This is a genomic window from Stenotrophomonas sp. GD03958, assembly GCF_029839005.1.
GTDB lineage: Bacteria > Pseudomonadota > Gammaproteobacteria > Xanthomonadales > Xanthomonadaceae > Stenotrophomonas > Stenotrophomonas hibiscicola.
This window is the reverse complement of the sequence record NZ_JAOBZT010000076.1, coordinates 1-18,326: the sequence shown is the minus strand read 5'-3', so window position 1 is coordinate 18,326 and position 18,326 is coordinate 1. Positions and strand designations below refer to the sequence as shown.

At 66.6% G+C, this 18,326-nt stretch carries 17 protein-coding genes; 9 read left to right on the top strand and 8 right to left on the bottom strand.

Annotation, left to right across the window (positions count from 1 at the left end):
- Nucleotides 1-544: GNAT family N-acetyltransferase (locus N5C25_RS17510; protein WP_279937456.1), on the bottom strand; the 544-nt coding region annotated here is incomplete at its 3' end.
- A gap of 95 nt (nt 545-639) precedes the next feature.
- A complete protein-coding gene (gene rlmJ, locus N5C25_RS17505; protein ID WP_279937455.1) occupies nt 640-1,497 on the bottom strand; it encodes a 23S rRNA (adenine(2030)-N(6))-methyltransferase RlmJ in 858 nt (285 codons plus the stop codon).
- A 35-nt stretch (nt 1,498-1,532) separates the two neighbouring features.
- On the opposite strand from rlmJ, the gene creB reads away from it, so the two are divergent.
- From creB to N5C25_RS17470, 7 genes are all read left to right on the top strand, one after another.
- Nucleotides 1,533-2,258 carry a two-component system response regulator CreB gene (gene creB / locus N5C25_RS17500; RefSeq protein WP_019659175.1) on the top strand — a complete coding sequence of 242 codons (726 nt, stop codon included), beginning with the start codon at nt 1,533-1,535 and terminating at the stop codon, nt 2,256-2,258.
- A gap of 3 nt (nt 2,259-2,261) precedes the next feature.
- Nucleotides 2,262-3,722: a two-component system sensor histidine kinase CreC gene (gene creC / locus N5C25_RS17495; protein WP_279937454.1), complete on the top strand. Its 1,461-nt coding sequence runs from the start codon at nt 2,262-2,264 to the stop codon at nt 3,720-3,722.
- 81 nt (nt 3,723-3,803) lie between these two features.
- A complete protein-coding gene (creD, locus tag N5C25_RS17490; RefSeq protein ID WP_058983351.1) occupies nt 3,804-5,123 on the top strand; it encodes a cell envelope integrity protein CreD in 1,320 nt (439 codons plus the stop codon).
- A gap of 10 nt (nt 5,124-5,133) precedes the next feature.
- Nucleotides 5,134-5,544, top strand: coding sequence for a hypothetical protein (locus tag N5C25_RS17485; RefSeq protein ID WP_019659172.1), 411 nt, complete (start codon nt 5,134-5,136; stop codon nt 5,542-5,544).
- A 124-nt stretch (nt 5,545-5,668) separates the two neighbouring features.
- A complete protein-coding gene (locus N5C25_RS17480) occupies nt 5,669-7,261 on the top strand; it encodes a M20/M25/M40 family metallo-hydrolase (RefSeq protein WP_279937452.1) in 1,593 nt (530 codons plus the stop codon).
- Nucleotides 7,262-7,415: 154 nt separating this feature from the next.
- Entirely contained in the window at nt 7,416-8,819 is a 1,404-nt protein-coding gene (gltX, locus tag N5C25_RS17475; RefSeq protein ID WP_134732486.1) for a glutamate--tRNA ligase, read from the top strand.
- 34 nt (nt 8,820-8,853) lie between these two features.
- Nucleotides 8,854-9,345, top strand: coding sequence for a Fur family transcriptional regulator (locus N5C25_RS17470; RefSeq protein ID WP_021202513.1), 492 nt, complete (start codon nt 8,854-8,856; stop codon nt 9,343-9,345).
- Between the two features lie 96 nt (nt 9,346-9,441).
- Here N5C25_RS17470 and N5C25_RS17465 read toward each other — a convergent pair whose 3' ends face one another.
- The 5 genes from N5C25_RS17465 to N5C25_RS17445 form a co-directional block, all read right to left on the bottom strand.
- A complete protein-coding gene (locus tag N5C25_RS17465) occupies nt 9,442-10,596 on the bottom strand; it encodes an HlyD family secretion protein (protein ID WP_021202514.1) in 1,155 nt (384 codons plus the stop codon).
- Between the two features lie 8 nt (nt 10,597-10,604).
- Nucleotides 10,605-12,278, bottom strand: a complete 1,674-nt coding sequence (locus N5C25_RS17460; RefSeq protein ID WP_021202515.1) for an MFS transporter — start codon at nt 12,276-12,278, stop codon at nt 10,605-10,607.
- Nucleotides 12,278-12,844 carry a TetR/AcrR family transcriptional regulator gene (locus tag N5C25_RS17455; protein ID WP_019659167.1) on the bottom strand — a complete coding sequence of 189 codons (567 nt, stop codon included), beginning with the start codon at nt 12,842-12,844 and terminating at the stop codon, nt 12,278-12,280. The genes N5C25_RS17460 and N5C25_RS17455 overlap by 1 nt, the downstream gene beginning before the upstream one ends.
- A 220-nt stretch (nt 12,845-13,064) precedes the next feature.
- The gene (locus tag N5C25_RS17450) at nt 13,065-13,487 is read right to left on the bottom strand and encodes a hypothetical protein (RefSeq protein WP_279937449.1); all 423 of its coding nucleotides are present in this window, start codon (nt 13,485-13,487) and stop codon (nt 13,065-13,067) included.
- Nucleotides 13,488-13,673: 186 nt separating this feature from the next.
- Nucleotides 13,674-15,881: a TonB-dependent receptor gene (locus tag N5C25_RS17445; protein ID WP_279937447.1), complete on the bottom strand. Its 2,208-nt coding sequence runs from the start codon at nt 15,879-15,881 to the stop codon at nt 13,674-13,676.
- Nucleotides 15,882-16,017: 136 nt separating this feature from the next.
- Between N5C25_RS17445 and N5C25_RS17440 the strand changes: the two genes are divergently transcribed.
- Nucleotides 16,018-16,431 (top strand): MerC domain-containing protein, encoded by a 414-nt coding sequence (locus N5C25_RS17440; protein WP_008264835.1) that lies wholly within the window; start codon nt 16,018-16,020, stop codon nt 16,429-16,431.
- Nucleotides 16,432-16,541: 110 nt separating this feature from the next.
- Nucleotides 16,542-16,721, top strand: coding sequence for a 30S ribosomal protein THX (locus N5C25_RS17435; protein ID WP_004150462.1), 180 nt, complete (start codon nt 16,542-16,544; stop codon nt 16,719-16,721).
- Between the two features lie 129 nt (nt 16,722-16,850).
- On the opposite strand, the gene N5C25_RS17430 is transcribed toward N5C25_RS17435, so the two are convergent.
- A complete protein-coding gene (locus tag N5C25_RS17430; RefSeq protein ID WP_279937446.1) occupies nt 16,851-18,101 on the bottom strand; it encodes an ectonucleotide pyrophosphatase/phosphodiesterase in 1,251 nt (416 codons plus the stop codon).
- Nucleotides 18,102-18,326: the final 225 nt, after the last annotated feature.

Below are 18,326 nucleotides of genomic sequence, written 5' to 3'. Positions count from 1 at the left end.
AGTTGTCCAGCTCCAGCACCATCCGCACCAGGCCTTCGGCACCGTTCGGATGCGACACCGGCTTGAAGCCCAGCGAGGCGGCCAGCTGCTTCATTGGCTCGTTCTCGGCGGCAACGTCGCCGTACAGGCGGTCCAGGTACTTGCCGCGGCCCCACTTCACCAGCTTGCGCATCAGCTGCCGGCCCAGGCCCTGGCCGATCAGGAAGCGGCTGATCAGGATCGCGTACTCGGCTTCACGGGTGCCGGGGATGATCGAGGCCCGGGCAACCGCGCCGACCACCGCTTCGCCAGCGGGCAGGGACTCGGCTGCGACCAGGGTGATCTCGGTCTTGGGGTTCGGGTGGGTCAGGCGCTGGGTAGTCTCCGGCGACAGTTCGGTCACCGCCTGCAGGAAACGATCACGGATTTCTTCCGGCCCGAACAGGCTGAATGCCGCTTGCAGCGGTGCGCCATCTTCCGGGCGGATGGGGCGGATCAGCAGCTCGTGGCCGCTGGGAGCCTTGAAGATCTCATGCCAGGGCGGCATGCGGTTGCGAGTGGCCATACCGGGTGATTCCTTGGTGGTCCATCGATTGTGGCATCACCGGGGCTGCATTCCGTGAACGGAAGGCTCACGGCGGTACAGCCTTGTGAAGGCCGTTATTCGGGGGCTTTGAGCCAATCCAGGCGGGTGCTGGCACCGGGTTCGCCCAGGTGCTGGCGCAGCGCCGGCAGGGCCGGGCCGACCACCCGGTCGAACTGCCAGGGCGGGTTGAGCAGCAGCATGCCGCTGCCGTTGAGCCGCAGCGGCGAGTCGTCAGGGCGCACCAGGAACTCGATCGTCATCGCCGACTTGACCGGCAGGGCAGTGGCCTTGCGCAGGAAGTGCAGGATGGTGCGCCGCTGCTTGATCGGGAACCAGACCGCACAGGTGGCCTGCGGCCAGCGTGCCAGGGTCTCGGCCAGGGCGGCCAGGACGTTCTGGTATTCCGCGTCCTGGGCCTCGTACGGCGGGTCGATCAGGACCAGGCCACGGCCGATCTTGCTGCCGTTGAACTTCGGCGGCAGCAGCGAGCGCAGCAGGGCATAGCCATCGCCGGCGCGCACGTCGACGCGGCTGTCATGGGCGAACAGGGCCTTCAGCGTGGCCGTTTCGGCCTCCTGAAGTTCACAGACCGCCATGCGGTCCTGCGCGCGCATGGCCTGTGCGCTCAACAGCGGCGAGCCCGGGTAGTTGGTCAGCGCGCCCACCGGATTGTCGGCCTGCACCGCCTTCAGGTAGCGCTCCACCACCTCGGGCAGCCTGGGCTGGGCCATCAGCCGCATGATTCCGGACTCGGCCTCCAGCGTCTTGCGGCTCTCTTCGCTGGCCAGCAGGTAGCGGCCGGCACCGCCGTGGGTATCGAGCACGAAGAACGGGCTGTCCTTGCGCTTGAAGCTGTCGATCAGGGCCAGCTGCACGATGTGCTTGAGCACATCGGCGTGGTTGCCGGCATGGAAGGCGTGGCGGTAGTTCATGGGCGGCAGTGTACGGGGCGGCGGCCGCAGCGGCTATGCTGCGCGCCATGACAGCTCCCGTTGCCCATGTCCTGGTGGTCGAGGACGAAGCCGCCATCGCCGAAACCGTGCTCTATGCGCTGCGCAGCGAAGGCTATGCCGCCAGCCACTGCCTGCTCGGCGGCGAGGCCCTGCAACGGCTGCAGGCCGGCGATATCGACGTGGTGGTGCTGGACGTGGGCCTGCCCGACCTGGGCGGTTTCGAAGTGTGCCGGCGGCTGCGCGCGCAGCCCGGGCCGGCGGCCCAGCTGCCGGTGATCTTCCTGACCGCCCGCAACGATGAAGTGGACCGCGTGCTGGGCCTGGAACTGGGCGCCGACGATTACATGACCAAGCCGTTCTCGCCGCGAGAACTGGTGGCGCGGGTGCGTGCGCGCCTGCGCCGCGCGGCACCGGTCAACGCAGGACCCAGCGCCGATGCGGGCTGGCAGGAACATGGCGCCTTTGCCATCGACCGCGAAGGTCGGCGTATCCGCTTCCGCGGCCAGGCACTGGACCTGACCCGCTACGAGTACGCGCTGCTGGAAGCGCTGCTGCAGCGCCCGGGCGCCATCCTCAGCCGTGCCCAGCTGATGGACCGTGGCTGGGACAGCAGTGCCGACAGCGCCGACCGCACCGTTGATACGCATGTAAAGACGCTGCGCGCCAAGCTGCGCGCGGCCGGTGCCAGCGAAGACCCCATCCGCACCCACCGTGGCCTTGGCTACGCGCTGGAGGTCTAGCCGATGCGCCTGGTATTGAAGCTGTTCCTCGGCTTCTTCCTGATAACCGGCATCGCCGCGTTCTTCGTGATGCGCGTGTTCGTCAACGAAGTGAAGCCCGGCGTGCGCCAGGCGATGGAATCGACCCTGGTCGATGCGGCCAACGTGCTGGCCGAGATGGCCGCCGCCGACGTCAAGGCCGGCACCATCGGCAGCGGCAGCTTCACCCGCAACCTCGCCAAGGCGCGGCAGCGTGACCTGAAAGCGATGGTCTGGCGCTTTCCCAAGCGCTCACTGGACTACCGGGTGACCATCACCGATGCCAAGGGCATCGTCATCTACGACTCGCTGGGCCGCGACCTGGGGCGCGACAACTCGCGCTGGAATGATGTCTATCGCACCCTGCGTGGCGAGTACGGTGCCCGCTCCAGCCCGGAAACGCCGGGCGAGGAAGGCAATACGGTGATGCATGTGGCGGCGCCGGTATACGACCCGGACGATGGGCGCACGCTGATCGGCGTGCTCAGCCTGGCCCAGCCCAACCGCAGCATCGATCCGTTCATCGCTGCAAGCCAACGCGCCATCATCGAGCGCGGCGCCTGGCTGATCGGATTGTCGGCGCTGGTCGGCGTGCTGGTGACGATGTGGCTCACCACGGGCCTTGGCCAGCTCAGCCGCTACGCGCGTGCGGTCAGCGCCGGCGAACCGGTGCCACCCCCGCGGCGGCGCCGCGACGAGATCGGCGACCTGGGCCAGGCACTGGAAACGATGCGCCGCAAGCTGGAGGGCAAGGCCTACGTCGAGCAGTACGTGCAGTCGCTGACGCATGAAATGAAGAGTCCGCTGGCGGCGATCCGCGGTGCCGCCGAGCTGCTGCAGGAGCCACTGCCGGAGGCCGACCGCGTGCATTTTGCACGCAGCATCGTCGATCAGCAGGAGCGGCTGACCGAGACGATCGACAAGCTGCTGGCGCTGGCCGAAGTGGAACAGCACGGCTGGCTGCAGACCCGCGATCCGATCGCGCTGCCAACCTTGCTGGCCGATGCGGCGGCGGCCGCGCAGGTGCGTGCGCAGGCGGCCGGCGTGCAGGTGCGCATCGGCAGCGTACCCGACATGCGCGTGCAGGGTGATGCCTATCTGCTGCGGCAGGCGTTGCACAACCTGATCGACAACGCCATTGCCTTCTCACCGCCCGGCGCGGACATCGCGCTGCAGGCCGAGGTGGACGGGCAGGGCGTACGCCTGCAGGTAGCGGATCGCGGTGCCGGCATTCCCGACTACGCGCGCGAACGGGTGTTCGAACGCTTCTATTCGCTGGCCCGCCCCGGCAGTGGTCGGCGCAGTTCCGGCCTGGGCCTGCCGTTCGTGCAGGAAGTCGCGCGCCTGCACGATGGGCGCGCCAGTGCCGATGCCCGCGACGGCGGCGGTACCGTGGCCAGCCTGTGGTTGCCGCTGGGTACACCAGGCCAGCGCCCCCGCCGCTGACTTCACATTCGCTTCAAATTCGCCACAAACCCCGCTCACCGTGGCGGTCCATCCTGCAGTCCTCTCCAACGAGGATGGACCATGAAATCCCTGAAGATGCTGCTGCGCTTCGCCATTGTCGGCGGCCTGATCCTGCTGCTGCTGGTTCCGCTGACGATGATCCGCAGTGTCATCAACGAACGCAGTGCGTACCGCGACGAGGCTTTCTCGCGGGTGGCCGACAGCCGCGCCGGCGCACAGCAGCTGGTGGGCCCGGTGCGGGTGGTGCCATGGGTGGAACGCAAGCAGGTTGAGCTGGTCGACCCGCTGGGCGTCAAGAAGACCGAAGTGCAGGTCACCGAGGGGCACTGGCTGCAGATGCCGGCGTCGCTGGAGGTGGGCGGCGAAATGCTGCCGAGCCAGCGTGAGGTGGGGCTGTTCAAGGTGCCGGTGTACAGCTGGAACGGCCAGATGAAGGCGACCTTCGCCGCAGACGATTACCCGGTGAAGGCGGGCCGCAGTTACGGCCAGCCGTATGTGGCGGTGGGGGTTTCCGATGTCCGTGGCCTGGTCGGCACGCCGAACCTGCGCGTGGATGGCAAGCAGCTGCGTTTGCTGCCGGGTGTTGGTGCGGCCAGCGAGATCGGGCGGGGCCTGCATGCACCGGTGGCCGGTTTCGATGCGGATCAGGGCGGCACGCTGGCCGCCAGCACCGTTGAACTGGAGCTGCGCCTGGATGGCAGTCGCATGCTCTCGGTGGTGCCGGTGGGCGATGACACCCACATCGCGCTGCGTTCGAGCTGGCCGCATCCGTCGTTCAGCGGAGCTTTCCTGCCCAACGAGCGCCGCGTTGATGCGCAGGGATTCGATGCGCGCTGGGCGGTGTCCTCGCTGGCCTCCGACGCACAGCGGCAGCTGCGCAATGACGGTTCGGTGGACTCGCAGGCGGTGACGGTGTCGCTGGTCGATCCGGTCGATACCTACACCCAGGCCGACCGTGCCTCGAAGTACGGCGTGCTGTTCGTGCTGCTGACCTTCCTCGGCTTCATCCTGTTCGAGCTGATCAAGTCGCTGCGCATCCACCCGCTGCAGTACCTGATGGTCGGCCTGGCGCTGGCGATCTTCTTCCTGCTGCTGATCAGCCTGTCCGAGCACATCGCGTTCTGGAAAGCCTACCTGGTTTCGGCGGTGGCCTGCATCGGCCTGCAGGCGGTGTACCTGGCCAATGTGCTGGGCCACTGGAAGCGCGGCTTCGGCTTCGCGGCGCTGCTGACCGTGCTGTACGGCGCGCTGTATGGCCTGCTGGTGTCGGAGAACAATGCGCTGCTGATGGGTTCGCTGCTGCTGTTCGTGATCCTGGCGCTGGCGATGTGGGTGACCCGCCGGGTGGACTGGTACGCGCTCGGCGCGGACCTGAAGTAAGGAGCAGGCCATGAGTTGGCGCCAGGGATTGCGGCAACGGGCACGGCAGGGCATTCCGGCCCTGCTGGAAGTGGATGCACTGCTGCAGGCACATGGCGTGCTGGCGGCCCTGCCGGGGGCACGGATCGCCCCCGGCCTGGTCCGCTTCCAGCTGGCGGCGGCGACCTGCCAAGGACTGCGGGGCAAGGGCCTGGGCTGGTTGCAGGGTGCGCGGCAGGGACGTGGCGCAGTGGCCGGACGGGTTCCGCGCTACCGGCCATGGAAGGCCGGGGCGGAAGCGCTGGCCGAAATCGGCATCGACGGCCTGCCCGATGACTGGCCCGCGCATGCGGCGGTGTACGGCTGCTGCAGCGTCGACCGGCGGCACTGGTTGTTGTTGCTGCCGGAGCGGGCGCAGTTGTGGTTGGGGTGGAGGGGGTGATCGGGTTGTTCATCCACGCATGGCGTGGATCTACTGCTGTCCATGACCGATGGGACGGTATCGGCGCGCCCCTGCTGGCTAGACTCGATGGGTTGAAGATCGAGCCGAAGGGCAGGGGTGCGATGTGTTGAAGTGGGGCGTGCTGGCCGCAGCGCTGGTGATGGGTGGCAATGCAGGGGCGCAGCAGCGCGAGACGGTGGACCTGGACATGGTCAGCCGCATCCGCCAGGAGGCCTTCCACCGGTCGCAGGTGATGGACACCTTCAGTTACCTCACCGAACGCATTGGACCGCGGTTGACCAACTCGCCGGCGATGGGCCGCGCCAATGCGTGGACCCGCGGCAAGTTCAACGAATGGAAGCTGGACAACGTCCACGACGAGGCCTTCGATGATTTCGGCCGTGGCTGGGAGTTCACTTCGGCCAGCGTGGAGATGCTGGGTGACCGCGTGCAGCCGCTGCATGCGCTGCCCAAGGCCTGGACCCCCGGTACGAAGGGCCCGGTCGAAGGCGAGCTGGTGCAGGTCGACATCAAGAAGCCCGAAGACATAGAGAAGTACCGCGGCAAGCTGCGTGGCAAGATCCTCCTGCTGGGCGAGGCACGCGAATACAAGCGGGGCACCGAGCCCGATTCGCACCGCCACGACGCCACCTCGCTGGAGGGCCTGCAGGAGTTCACCCTGCCCAAGGACAAGGACGCCACCGCCGAGCGCGCCAAGCGGGTCAAGGAATACCAGGAACGCCAGCAGCTGGCGGCCAAGGTCAATGCCTTCTTCGTGGAAGAGGGCGCGCTGGCCTCGATCGGCATCAGCAGCTGGGACAACGGCATCATCCGCGTTGCCGGTGGTGGTTCGCGCAAGGCCGGTGAGTCGGTGGGCATTCCCGAGCTGGCGATGATCAGCGAGCACTTCAATCCGCTGGTACGCGCGCTGGAGGCCAAGCAGACCGTGCGCCTGCGCGTGGATGTGGCCGCACGCTTCACCGACGAGGCCGACCAGCCCGGCTACAACACGCTGGCCGAGATCCGTGGCAGCAGCAAGCCCGATGAAGTGGTGATGATCGGCGCGCACCTGGATTCCTGGCACAGCGGCACCGGTGCGGCCGACAACGCCGCCGGCGTGGCGGTGATGATGGAGGCGATGCGCATCCTCAAGGCCACCGGCGCCAAGCCCAGGCGCACCATCCGCGTGGCGCTGTGGAGCGGCGAGGAGCAGGGCCTGATCGGCTCGCAGGCCTATGTGGCCAAGCACTTCGGCAAGTTCCCGGAGCCGACCGACCCGGCGCAGAAGGCGCTGCCGGCGTCGCTGCGCGAGCCGACCGGCGCACTGCAGAAGACCCGCGACTACGGCAAGTTCCAGGTCTACTTCAACATGGACAACGGCTCGGGCCGCTTCCGTGGCATCTACGCTCAGGAAAACCTGGCGGCCATGCCCATCTTCGAAGCCTGGCTGGCGCCGTTCCATGACGTGGGCGCCACCACCGTGGCCACCCGCAACACTGGCAGCACCGACCACGTCAGCTTCGACCGCATCGGCCTGCCGGGCTTCCAGTTCATCCAGGACCGGCTGGACTACTTCACCAATGTCCACCACAGCCACCTGGACACCTGGGACCACGCCGAACCGGAAGACCTGAAGCAGGCCGCTGCCATCGTCGCCTCGTTCGCCTACAACGCCGCGATGCGCGAGCAGCCGTTCCCGCGCAAGGTGGGACCGTAAAAGGGGACGGAGGGGATTAAGTCGCATCTCCCCTCCGTTTCCCGGTTGCAGTGCCCACGGGCTGGGCAATCACGACTTAATCCCCTCCGTCCCCTTTTTCCGTCGGGGGCGGTGGGCTGGTAAAATCGGGGGATTCCCGTTCCTCGAGCCGTCCATGACCTGCCGCACCCGCTTCGCCCCCAGTCCCACCGGCTACCTCCACATCGGCGGTGCCCGCACCGCGCTGTACTGCTGGCTGGAGGCCCGCCACCGTGGCGGCGAGTTCGTGCTGCGCATCGAGGACACCGACCGTGAACGCAGCACCCAGGGTGCGATCGACGCCATCCTGGAGGCGATGGAGTGGCTGGGCCTGGACTATGACGAAGGCCCGATCTACCAGACCGACCGCGTTGCCCGTTACCAGGAAGTGGCCGAGCAGCTGATCGCCGAGGGCAAGGCGTACTACGCCTACGAGACCCGCGAAGAGCTGGACGCGATGCGCGAGGCTGCCATGGCCAGGCAGGAGAAGCCGCGCTACAACGGCGCTGCGCGCGATCTGGGCCTCCCCTACAGGGACGACCCGAACCGCGTCATCCGCTTCAAGAATCCGCTGGAAGGCACGGTGGTGTTCGACGACCTGATCAAGGGCCGCATCGAGATCGCCAACAGCGAGCTGGATGACATGGTGATCTTCCGCCCGGACGGCTACCCCACCTATAACTTCGCGGTGGTGGTGGACGACTGGGACATGGGCATCACCGAGGTCATCCGCGGCGACGACCACATCAACAACACCCCGCGCCAGATCAACCTGTACGAAGGCATTGGTGCGCCGGTGCCGAAGTTCGGCCACATGCCGATGATCCTGGACGAGCAGGGCGCCAAGTTGTCCAAGCGCACCGGCGCGGCCGACGTGATGCAGTACAAGGACGCCGGCTACCTGCCCGATGCGCTGCTGAGCTACCTGGCCCGTCTCGGCTGGTCGCACGGTGACCAGGAGCTGTTCAGCCGCCAGGAGCTGATCGAGCTGTTCGACGTGAAGGACTGCAACTCCAAGGCCTCGCGACTGGACATGGCCAAGCTGGGCTGGGTCAACCAGCACTTCCTGAAGACCGAGGATGTGGCCGCGATCGTGCCGCACCTGGTCTACCAGCTGCAGAAGCTGGGGCTGGACGTGGCTGCCGGACCGGCACCGGAGGACGTGGTGATCGCCCTGCGTGAACGCGTGCAGACCCTGAAGGAGATGGCCGAGAAAGCCGTGGTCTGGTACCAGCCGCTGACCGAGTACGATGACGCGGCGGTGGCCAAGCACTTCAAGGCCGGTGCCGAGGTGGCGCTGGGCAAGGCCCGCGAGCTGCTGGCGGCGTTGCCGGAATGGACCGCCGAATCGGTGGGCCTGGCCCTGCATGACGCGGCCGCAGCGCTGGAGATCGGCATGGGCAAGGTGGCCCAGCCGTTGCGCGTGGCCATCACCGGTACCCAGGTCAGTCCTGACATTTCCCATACCGTGTACCTGGCTGGCCGCGAGCAGGCCTTGAAACGCATCGATGTGGCCATCACCAAGGTAGCAACGGCCTGAGGCATCCTTGCCAGGCCCGAACCGGAGAACGCGCATGTCCGCCAAGACCGCCACTGCTTGTACCGCCCCGCACCACCACGTCCACGACGCATCGGATTTCGTGGCGGTGGTCGAGCGTGTCTCGCGCGAACGCGGGCTGCGCCTTACCCCGATCCGCGCCAATGTACTGAAGCTGATCGCCGAGGCCGGCAAGCCGGTCAAGGCCTATGAGTTGCTGGAATGGGTGCGCAACGGCAAGGGTGTGGGTGCTGATGCCCCGCCCACCGTGTACCGCGCCCTCGACTTCCTGATGGCCAATGGTTTCGTGCACAAGCTGGAATCGGTGAATGCCTTCGTGGCCTGCCACCACCCCAGCAGCGCCGCGCATTCGGTGCCGTTCCTGATCTGCAACAGCTGCCACAGCGCGGTGGAACTGGAAGACCGGGAAATCGTCAGCCAGCTGGAAAAGCGCGCCAAGGAACTGGGCTTCCAGCCGCAGGCACAGACCCTTGAAGTGCACGGTCTCTGCGCGCGCTGCGCGGGGTAACGCAATGGTAGTGCCGGCCGCTGGCCGGCATTTTGGAAACGGGGTCAGATCCCTTTGCCAGTGGCAAAGGGATCTGACCCCGTTTCATGACAAGGGCTAGTCCTTCGGTTTGCCTGCGGTATCCACCCGCACGATCACCGACATGCCGGGCCGCAGCCGCGCCGCCAGTGCCTGACCCGGATCGATCGAGATCCGCACCGGCAGCCGCTGCACCACCTTGGTGAAGTTGCCGCTGGCATTGTCCGGGCGCAACACGCTGAACTCCGACCCGGTGGCGGGCGCGATCTCTTCGACACGGCCCTTCAGCACCTGCCCCTGGAACGCGTCCACCGAGAACGTGGCCGGCTGGCCGATCGCCATCCCCCAGGTCTGGCCTTCCTTGTAGTTGGCCACCACCCACAGCGTGTCAGGTACCAGGAACAGCAGCTGCGAGCCGGCCGCGACGTACTGGCCCACGCGTACGCTGGCTTCACTGATCTGGCCGTCGCGCGGTGCGTGGATCACCGTATTGGCCAGATCGATGCGGGCCAGCTCCAGCTGCGCCTGCGCGCTTTCCACCTGGGCCTCCAGGCTTTTGCGCGCGACCTGGGTCGACACCAGCGTTTCCTCGGCGATGCGGATCTGCGCCTGCGACTGCTGCACGCTGGCCTGCGCCGAGGCCTGGCTGGTGCGGAACTTGTCGCGGTCATTGATCGACACGAGTTGCTGTGCGGCCAGTTCCTCGTAGCGCTTCAGCTCGTTGCGCGAGCGCTGCAGTTCGGCCTGGCCGGCCGAGAGCGTGGCGCGCGCCGAGGCGATCTGCGCACGGTTCTGCGCCTGCGACTGGTCGGAGTTGGCCAGCGCCGCGCGCGCGCTGTCCAGCGTTGCCTGCGCCTGGGCGACACGCTGCGCATAGATGCGGTCATCGATGCGCAGCAGCGGCTCGCCTTCCTTCACGTGCTGGAAGTCCTTCACCAGCACCTCGGTCACATAGCCGTTCACCTGCGGCGCCATCACCGTGATCTGGCCGCGCACATAGGCGTTGTCGGTCACCATCACGCTGCTGGTGAACGGCCACAGGTGCCAGGCACGCAGGATCAGCGCAATGCCCAGCAGGGCGACAATCACCATCACCGCCACGCTGCGCGCGCTGGGCTTGAGGTACTTCGGCGCGACCGCGGGTTCTACCGGCGTGGACGCGGGCGCCGCGTCGGTGGGCGGCGGCGGGGTGACGTTGTCGGCGTCGTCGGGTCGGGGCGGCACGGGAGGCATGGGGGGACTCAACGGGATGCGGCCGGCGTGGCCGCGGTGGACACGGGCGGGTGGCGCTTGCGCCATTGCTTCAGTACGGCGGTACGCAGCGACAGCAGCAGCAACCAGCACAGGAAACCGATCGCCAGCCAACCGCTCAGGGTGAACACATCGTTGAAGCCACGCACGTTGGCTTCTCGGCGCGTGGTCTGTGCCAGCTGCGCGCTGCCCTGTGCGCTGCGCAGGACCGGGTCGGTGATCTGGGCGCTGTACAGCTGCTGCTGGAGACGCAGGCGTTGCGCTACCACCGGATCGGCCGGATCGAGCTGGCTGGTCAGCGCGCTGGAATACAGTTGCTCGCGATGCAGCTGGAAGGTGCCCAGCACCGCCGAGCCGGCCAGGCCGCCCAGCGTCTGCGTGATCGACAGCGTCACCAGGAAGGTGATCATGTGGTCCACGCCCTGTTTCAGCGCAGCAGAGATGCCAAGCATGATCAGGGGCCCCATGAACATGCCCGCACCGACCGAGGCCAGGAACTGGCTGGCGTAGAAGTCGTGCGGCCGATCCATGCTGGTGCGGTGCTGGTCGAAGAACGCGGCGGCGCCCAGCAGCAGGATCGCCATCAGCAGCTGGGCGATCAGCCGCTTCGGGCCGAAGGTAAGCGAGGCACCGGCGATTCCGGTGATCACCCCGGCCAGGATCACCACGAACAGCGGCCGCATCTGGTCCGGTCCCATGCCCAGCGTGCGCATCAGGTTGACCACGCCGTAGGACTGCTCGGTGGTCAGGAAGCGGATCAGGAAGGCGCCGACGATGAAATGCAGCACCGGCAGCGTCGACAGCCAGCGGATCTGCAGCAGTGGGTTACGCCGGTAGTGCTCGATGATCAAGGCGGTGGTGGACAGCACGATCGAAGCGATCAGCGCCCAGCCCAGCCACGCTGTATTGAGCCACCAGCGCGTGTAGCCCTGCGCCAGCACGATCACCAGCAGGGCGACGGCCGGGGCGAGCAGCGCGAACGTGAGGAAGTCCAGTGGCTCGAACGCCTTCACCTGGATGCCGGGCGGCAGCTTCAACACCACCACGGCGGCGAACGCACACAGCGCCAGCCCGGCTTCAAACGAATAGAGCTGGTGCCATTGGCCGGTATCCACCAAGCCCGGTGAAACGATCCAGGCGATCGGCACCGCCAGCTGGGAAAGGCCGACGCCGACCACCAGCAGATTGCCGGTGAAGCGCCGCGGCAGCGCCTGCAGCATGTACAGCGTGCCCAGCGTTGAACAGGCCGCGCCGGCGAAGCCGCTGGCGGCACGGGTCAGCATCGTGGTCTCGAAGCTGCCGACGAACAGGTGCAGCACCGCCAGCGCCGCATACAGCCCCAGCCCGATTTCGGCGAACAGGCGGATGCCGTACTGCTGGCGGAACTTGAAGGCCAGCAGGTTGGCGGTGACGTTGACCATGGCATAGGCCGCTACCAGCCAGCTGCCCTGGGTCGGGGTCAGCGCCAGCTGGCCCTGCAGGAACGGCAGGTTGGCGGTGACCAGCGCATTGCCGAGGCCGCCGGTGATCGCTACCAGCAACGATACCAGCGCATAGGCCGCACGCCGGTACGGCGGGTGCCAGGGCATCGACGCCGAGCCGGGCATGGTCGGCTTCTCATGTTCCTCCCAATCCGGAACCGGCTTCAGATACGGCTGGACCATCAACGGGCCTCGCTGGCAGCTCCCTGGAGACCCCCACGCAACAGTTGCAGGGCGCGCCCGGCCAACTGGGCGCGCTCGTCGCGGGTCTTGCCGCGCAGGGCCGCACCCAGCATGCCCGAGATCAGTGAAATATCCGTCTTTTCCAGGTCGGCACGGCACAGTCCGGCGGCCTTGGCGCGCGCGATCGGTTCCTCCAGCAGGTCGCGCACGGTCTCGCGCGCAGCGCGCATGGACGGCACGTCCGAATCGACCGCACGCCAGTAATCGGCCAGCGCCGGCGAATCGATGATGCGCTGGGCCATGCCCTCGAATACCTCGAACAGGGCGTCGTCGCGGTCGCCGAGCTGTTCGACCTGGCGCCGGATGCGGTCGACCGTACGCTGCAGCAGCGCCTGGATCAGCGCGGTGCGGTCGGGGAAATTGCGGTACAGGGTGGCGCGGCCCACCTGGGCGCGTTCGACCACCAGATCCAGCGGGGCGGTGACGCCATGTTGGCCGAAGACATGATCGGCAGCGTCGAGGATGAGGGCACGGCGGGCAGCGGCATCGGCACGTTGGGCGGTCATGGGTATATTTTCGGACATTAGTGTCCGGTTGGCGAGACATTGAGTGACGGGATTGTCCGCTTGTTGTCGTACGCACATCTTTGTGACGGATACGTGATGGTGAGAATCTGAACGAAAGCGGGGCCCGAAGGCCCCCGCTGGAGTTGTTGTAGATCCACGCCATGCGTGGATGAAAAGGCTTGGCGCCGGAACGGATGCGGCTAGCCGGTGGCTGATCCGCTCATCTGGCCTTCTTCCTGCTCTTGATGAAATCAATGAACCCCTTCTCATGGCCCTCAAAGGCACGTCTGCCGCACTTGCGGTGCTGCGGTTCGAACAGCGCGTAGGCTGCATCAAGGTTTCCCGATTCGAACTCAATCGTTGCAAGGAGCTCGTCCATGTACTCGCTTGAGGCTTCTCCTTGTCCATAAATGTCTCTGGCGACCATCGCCCACGCTCTGGCCTTCTCAAACTGGGCGGTATCGCGATAGAAAACTGCTATTCCATACGATGAACTCTGGGCGTGGTCATAGGATGACTTGGGCTCTGGAATCATGTCCCAGCTTTCAAGGAAAACGACGCTCTGCCTCCGCAATGTCGCCGGCCAGCCAAGCGGTTCTCCTGCATTTGGCGATTGCAAGGAAGCGTTCTTCCAGTTCGGCATCGAGACTCGGGGCCATGCAACTGTTTCCGCTCAGTTTGTCTATTGGATTGACACCGGGCGGAGTCTAGCCGCGTAGCAGATGGTGATGCGTCGGTAGTGCGCCGCTTCCACCAGTTCATGCCATATGCGACAAAGAAAAGGGGGCCTTTCGGCCCCCTCAGGTAATGTTCCGACGGCGCAGGCCGATCAGAAGAACGCGCGGATGCCGAATGCGACGCCACGGCCCGGCAGCGGCGAGTAGTCGCGCAGCAGCGAGGTGTGCGGACGGACTTCGCGGTTGGTCAGGTTGCTGCCATCCAGGAACACCTCGTAGCTGTTGCTGGCGTTGCGGTCCCAGCGGTAGGCCAGGTGGGCGTCGACCAGGGTGTAGCCATCGCTCGGCTCCTCGTTCTGCGCCACGTCCTTCTGGCGGCTGTAGCGCACCGCACCGACCGAGGCGCGCCAGCCGTCCTTCGACCAGCGCAGGTCGGCGCCGACGCGGGCCGGGGCAATACGCGGCAGGTAGCCGGTGTTGGCCAGTTCCACGTTGTAATTGTGGTTGTGGTCGCCGTGCGGCACGGCGATGTCGAGGTTGCGGCTGCCGCTGCCATCCAGCTTGGCCTTCACGTAGTCACCGAACAGGCGCAGATCCCAGTCACCGGCGCCACCCTCGAACAGGTGCACCAGCGCTTCGGCCTCGGCACCGCGGAACACCGCGTCCTGCTGGGTCCAGGCGCGGACCGGCAGGCCTTCGGTAACACCGGTGTCGGCCAGGTAGATGAAGTCCTTGAACCTGGTCTGGTAGACCGACGCGGAGAAGTCCAGGCGCTCGCTGTGGGTGTGGATACCCAGTTCCACGCGCTGGCCGCGCTCGGTCTTCAGGTTGGCGTCGCCGATTTCCAGCGAACGGGTGGCGATGTGCGCGCCGGCGGCGTACAGCTCTTCGTTGGTGGGTGCACGCTCGGAGCTGTCCACGCCGATGCGCAGGTCAACGGCGTCGTTGAGCTTCCAGATGCCGGCGGCAGACAGGTTGGTGGCGCCGAACGTGCGGCGCCGGTAATCACCGGTCGGGTCCAGCTTGACCTGGTCGTGGCGGCCGCCCAGTTCCAGCTTGAACGGTCCGAACTGCTTTTCCTGCAGCACGAACAGGCCGATGTTCTTCGTGCCTGTATCCGGAACGAACGCCTCTTCGCCCTTGGCACCGAAATCACTGTTGCCGAACTGCAGGCCGAAGGCACCGTCCCAGCCACCGATCTGCTGCTGCACCGCTTCCAGGCGCGCTTCGATGCCACGGTTGGTGAAGCGGGTCGACGGCGTGCCGGCCTCCAGCTCCACGTGCTCGTAGTCGGTATAGGCCACGCGTGCGTTGATGTTCTTCAGGAACGAGACCGGGTCATAGATGCCGGCCTTGGTCTCGAAGCGGTTCTGGACCATGTCGATGCGCACGTCATGCTCGTCGCCGCCTTCCTCTTCGTCGCCATGGTCGTGGCCGTGGTCATGGCCGTGATCGTCGCCATCGGCGTGCACGTGCGCGCCGTTGGGAATGCCGTAGTTGGTGCGGTAGGTGCTGGCCGACACGCCGAAGTAGCCGCCGTCGCCCAGCCAGGTCGCACCGACGCCACCGGCACGGGTGCGGATCGAGCTGTTGTCGAGGCGGCCGCGACGCGGCTCTTCGCCTTCCTCGCCTGCGTGGTCATGGTCGTGGTCGTCGTGGTGGTCTTCCAGGCTGTCGATCACCGCATAGCCGGGAATGCGGTAGTCGTCGCCATTGCGCACCAGGCCGTCCACATGAAGCACGACATTGCCGCTGACGCCATCGAGGCGGAACATGCCGCTGCGCTCGTTGTTTACCGAATTGCCACGCAGCTCGGCGCGGCCGCTGAGCGGGCGCTCGGGCAGCTCCCGCGCGATGCGGCCGTCGACCACATTGACCGCACCACCGATGGCACCGCTGCCGAACAGCAGCGTCGCCGGCCCCTTCAGCACTTCGATCTGGTCGGCCAGGAACGGCTCGATGCTGGTGGCGTGGTCGGCACTGACGGTAGAGGCATCCATGTTGCCCATGCCGTTGGACAGCACGGCCACACGCGGGCCTTCCTGGCCGCGGATGATCGGGCGCCCGACGCCGGGCCCGAAGAAGGTGCTCTGTACGCCGGGCAGCTTGGCCACGGTATCGCCGAGGGTGCCGGCCTTCTGCTCGTCCAGGCGGTCACCGGCCAGTACCTCCACCGGGCGGGCCAGCGATTCGGCATCGCCCTGCAGCGGCGACGCGGTGACCTGTACCGAGGAGAGTTCGGTCAGGTGGCGGTCACCATGGGAGGTGTCCTGGCCGGCTGCGAAGGCAACAGACGGCAGCAGGGCGGCGAGGGCCAGGGCCAGGGAATGCGGCTTGAGCCGAGGGGTGTGGGCGGGCATGGGCAGGTCCTTTGTTACAATGTATCAATCGCAGGGCGCACGAATCCCGCCGATGGGAGAGGGGGAGGGGAAACCGTGCGGTTCGGGAAGGGATGTTATATTATTCCATAACGATTCGCCGACCCTGCTGGAAGTCATGTCCCTGTCCTCACGCCTGCGCCATCTGCTCGACCGTTTCGGCGCCACCGGTTCGATGCTGTGCGCGGTGCACTGCGCGGTGATTCCCGTACTGCTGGCGGCGGCGCCTTCGCTGGGCCTGTCGTTCTGGCTGAGCGATGGCGTGGAGCAGGCGCTGGTGGTGTTCGTGACCCTGCTCGGGCTGTTCAGCCTGGTATGGGGCTACCGCCGCCACGGCGCGCTGCGCGCGCTGGGCTTCCTGATTCCCGGCCTGGTCGCGTTGTGGGCCGGTGTGCTGTACGACCCGCTGCACCACAACGCCGTGCCGCATGCGGTGGTGATGACCATCGGCGGCCTGTTGGTGGGGGTGGCCCACCTGGTCAACCTTCGCCTCAACCACGGCCACGTGCACGACGCCAGCTGCGCGCACTAGGCGCTCCGTGATAGGATTTTCGATCGTGCGCGGGGGCGCCCAGCAAGGCGGCCCCGCCGAACCCGTGTCAGTACGGGGTAACCAGATTTCACACTTGAGGAGTTGAAGACATGGGTAAGGGTGACCGCAAGACCGCCAAGGGCAAGCGCTACAACGCCAGCTACGGCAACGCCCGTTCGCACACCGCGAGCAAGGTCGCCGTAGGCGCCGCCGCCCCGGTTGCCAAGAAGACCGTGGCCAAGGCTCCGGCGAAGAAGGCTGTGGCGAAGAAGGCCGTCGCCAAGGCCTGATCCGGCCGACCGACCGGTCCAAAGAAAAACGCGGCGCCTGGCGCCGCGTTTTTTTTATGCACGTTCTTGTAGAGCCGAGCCCATGCTCGGCGCAATGCAGCCGAGCGTGGGCTTGGCTCTACAACCGGATCAGCGCAGGGTCTTCTTCAGCGTTTCCGGATTTCCGTCGTTCGGCGCGGCCGGCACCCGCAGCAGGTGCGCCAGCAGCGGGTAGACGTCGACATTGTCGAAGCCATCGATCACCAAACCCTGTCGGAATGACGGGCCGCTGGCCACGAACACGGCACGCATGGAGGGCAGGGCATTGTCGTAGCCATGCGAACCACGATCCTGCTTCGCACGCTTGGCGATCTTCTCCTGGTGCAGGGCATCCCAGCCTTCATCCATGGCACAGACGATGGCCGGAACCCGCGGATGCGTGCCGTAGTGCCAGCGTGCCGGCAGGTTCTCCTTCTTCCAGCATTCGTAGTGCGCGTGGCGTCCGAGCAGGGCGCGTTCGGCTTCCGCTTCGCGGCCGGCGACCGGCGCAAAACCCACCGACTGGCCCTGGCTGATATTGCGCGCGATGGCCGGGTCGGCCATCGACTCGGTGGAGATCACCTGGCCGACCGGCACGCTGGCCATGCCATGGTCAGAGACCACGATCACGTTGGTGGTCGCGGCCAGGCCGCGCTGCTGCAGCCCATCGAGCACCTGGCCGACGATCTGGTCGGCGCGCACGATGGCGTCGGCATACTGCTTCGACTCGGGGCCGTAGTTGTGGCCGGCCTTGTCCACGTGTTCCATGTACAGCGTGGTGAGGCGCGGTGCATCAGCATCGGTCTGCGCCAGCCAGTCGAGCACGATGCCGGCCCGCTGTTCCAGCGGTTGCTTGCCGTCGTACACGCGCCACTTGCTGGGGCGCACGCCGCGGATTTCAGACTCACTGCCCGGCCACGCCGTGGTGGCCGAACGTACGCCAGCGTTCTCGGCACTGACCCAGATCGGTTCGCCACCCCACCAGCCGCTGGTGGTGACCGCGTCGCGGTTGCTCAGTTCGAAACGGCCCAGGGTTGCATCGTCCATGCTGTTGTTGACGATGCCGTGGTGGTCCGGACGCAGGCCGGTGACGATGGTGTAGTGGTTGGGGAAGGTCAGCGACGGATAGGACGGCGTCATCCAGCGTGCACGCACGCCGCCGTCGATCAGTCGCTGCAGGTTGGGGGTCAGGCCGCGGTCCAGCGCGTCGGCACGCAGGCCATCGATGGAGATCAGGAGCAGCTTGGGCGGCGCGGCCGCAGCGACGGGTGTGGGAACGGAGGCGGAAGGGGCGGGCGCGGTGGTGCAGGCGGCCAATGGCAGCAGCAGCGCCAGCGCGCAGGTCAGGCGTACGGAAGTCATCCGCGCATGATAGTGCGAGGTAATGACGCGCCCAAGACACGGCGCACTATTGCGCGCCGTGTCCGCGCATTTTTCCTTATCCCCGCGCCTGTCGGCGCGCCCCCTTCAACAAGAAGGGGGCTTTTCTCCAGACAGTTTACAGACGCTTCCATCCACGCATGGCGTGGATCTACCGCGTCGACCAAGGTCGACACCTACCCACCGCCGCGGGAATCTGTCGAAGGT

What these genes read in the sequence shown, in the direction of transcription:
- creD (WP_058983351.1), top strand. Translation starts at nt 3,804, where the DNA reads ATGAAATCCCTGAAGATGCTGCTGCGCTTCGCCATTGTCGGCGGCCTG.
- N5C25_RS17435 (WP_004150462.1), top strand. Translation starts at nt 16,542, where the DNA reads ATGGGTAAGGGTGACCGCAAGACCGCCAAGGGCAAGCGCTACAACGCC.
- N5C25_RS17430 (WP_279937446.1), bottom strand. Translation starts at nt 18,101, where the DNA reads ATGACTTCCGTACGCCTGACCTGCGCGCTGGCGCTGCTGCTGCCATTG.
- gltX (WP_134732486.1), top strand. Translation starts at nt 7,416, where the DNA reads ATGACCTGCCGCACCCGCTTCGCCCCCAGTCCCACCGGCTACCTCCAC.
- N5C25_RS17460 (WP_021202515.1), bottom strand. Translation starts at nt 12,278, where the DNA reads ATGGTCCAGCCGTATCTGAAGCCGGTTCCGGATTGGGAGGAACATGAG.
- N5C25_RS17450 (WP_279937449.1), bottom strand. Translation starts at nt 13,487, where the DNA reads ATGCCGAACTGGAAGAACGCTTCCTTGCAATCGCCAAATGCAGGAGAA.
- creC (WP_279937454.1), top strand. Translation starts at nt 2,262, where the DNA reads ATGCGCCTGGTATTGAAGCTGTTCCTCGGCTTCTTCCTGATAACCGGC.
- N5C25_RS17440 (WP_008264835.1), top strand. Translation starts at nt 16,018, where the DNA reads ATGTCCCTGTCCTCACGCCTGCGCCATCTGCTCGACCGTTTCGGCGCC.
- creB (WP_019659175.1), top strand. Translation starts at nt 1,533, where the DNA reads ATGCTGCGCGCCATGACAGCTCCCGTTGCCCATGTCCTGGTGGTCGAG.
- rlmJ (WP_279937455.1), bottom strand. Translation starts at nt 1,497, where the DNA reads ATGAACTACCGCCACGCCTTCCATGCCGGCAACCACGCCGATGTGCTC.
- N5C25_RS17470 (WP_021202513.1), top strand. Translation starts at nt 8,854, where the DNA reads ATGTCCGCCAAGACCGCCACTGCTTGTACCGCCCCGCACCACCACGTC.
- N5C25_RS17485 (WP_019659172.1), top strand. Translation starts at nt 5,134, where the DNA reads ATGAGTTGGCGCCAGGGATTGCGGCAACGGGCACGGCAGGGCATTCCG.
- N5C25_RS17465 (WP_021202514.1), bottom strand. Translation starts at nt 10,596, where the DNA reads ATGCCTCCCGTGCCGCCCCGACCCGACGACGCCGACAACGTCACCCCG.
- N5C25_RS17455 (WP_019659167.1), bottom strand. Translation starts at nt 12,844, where the DNA reads ATGACCGCCCAACGTGCCGATGCCGCTGCCCGCCGTGCCCTCATCCTC.
- N5C25_RS17445 (WP_279937447.1), bottom strand. Translation starts at nt 15,881, where the DNA reads ATGCCCGCCCACACCCCTCGGCTCAAGCCGCATTCCCTGGCCCTGGCC.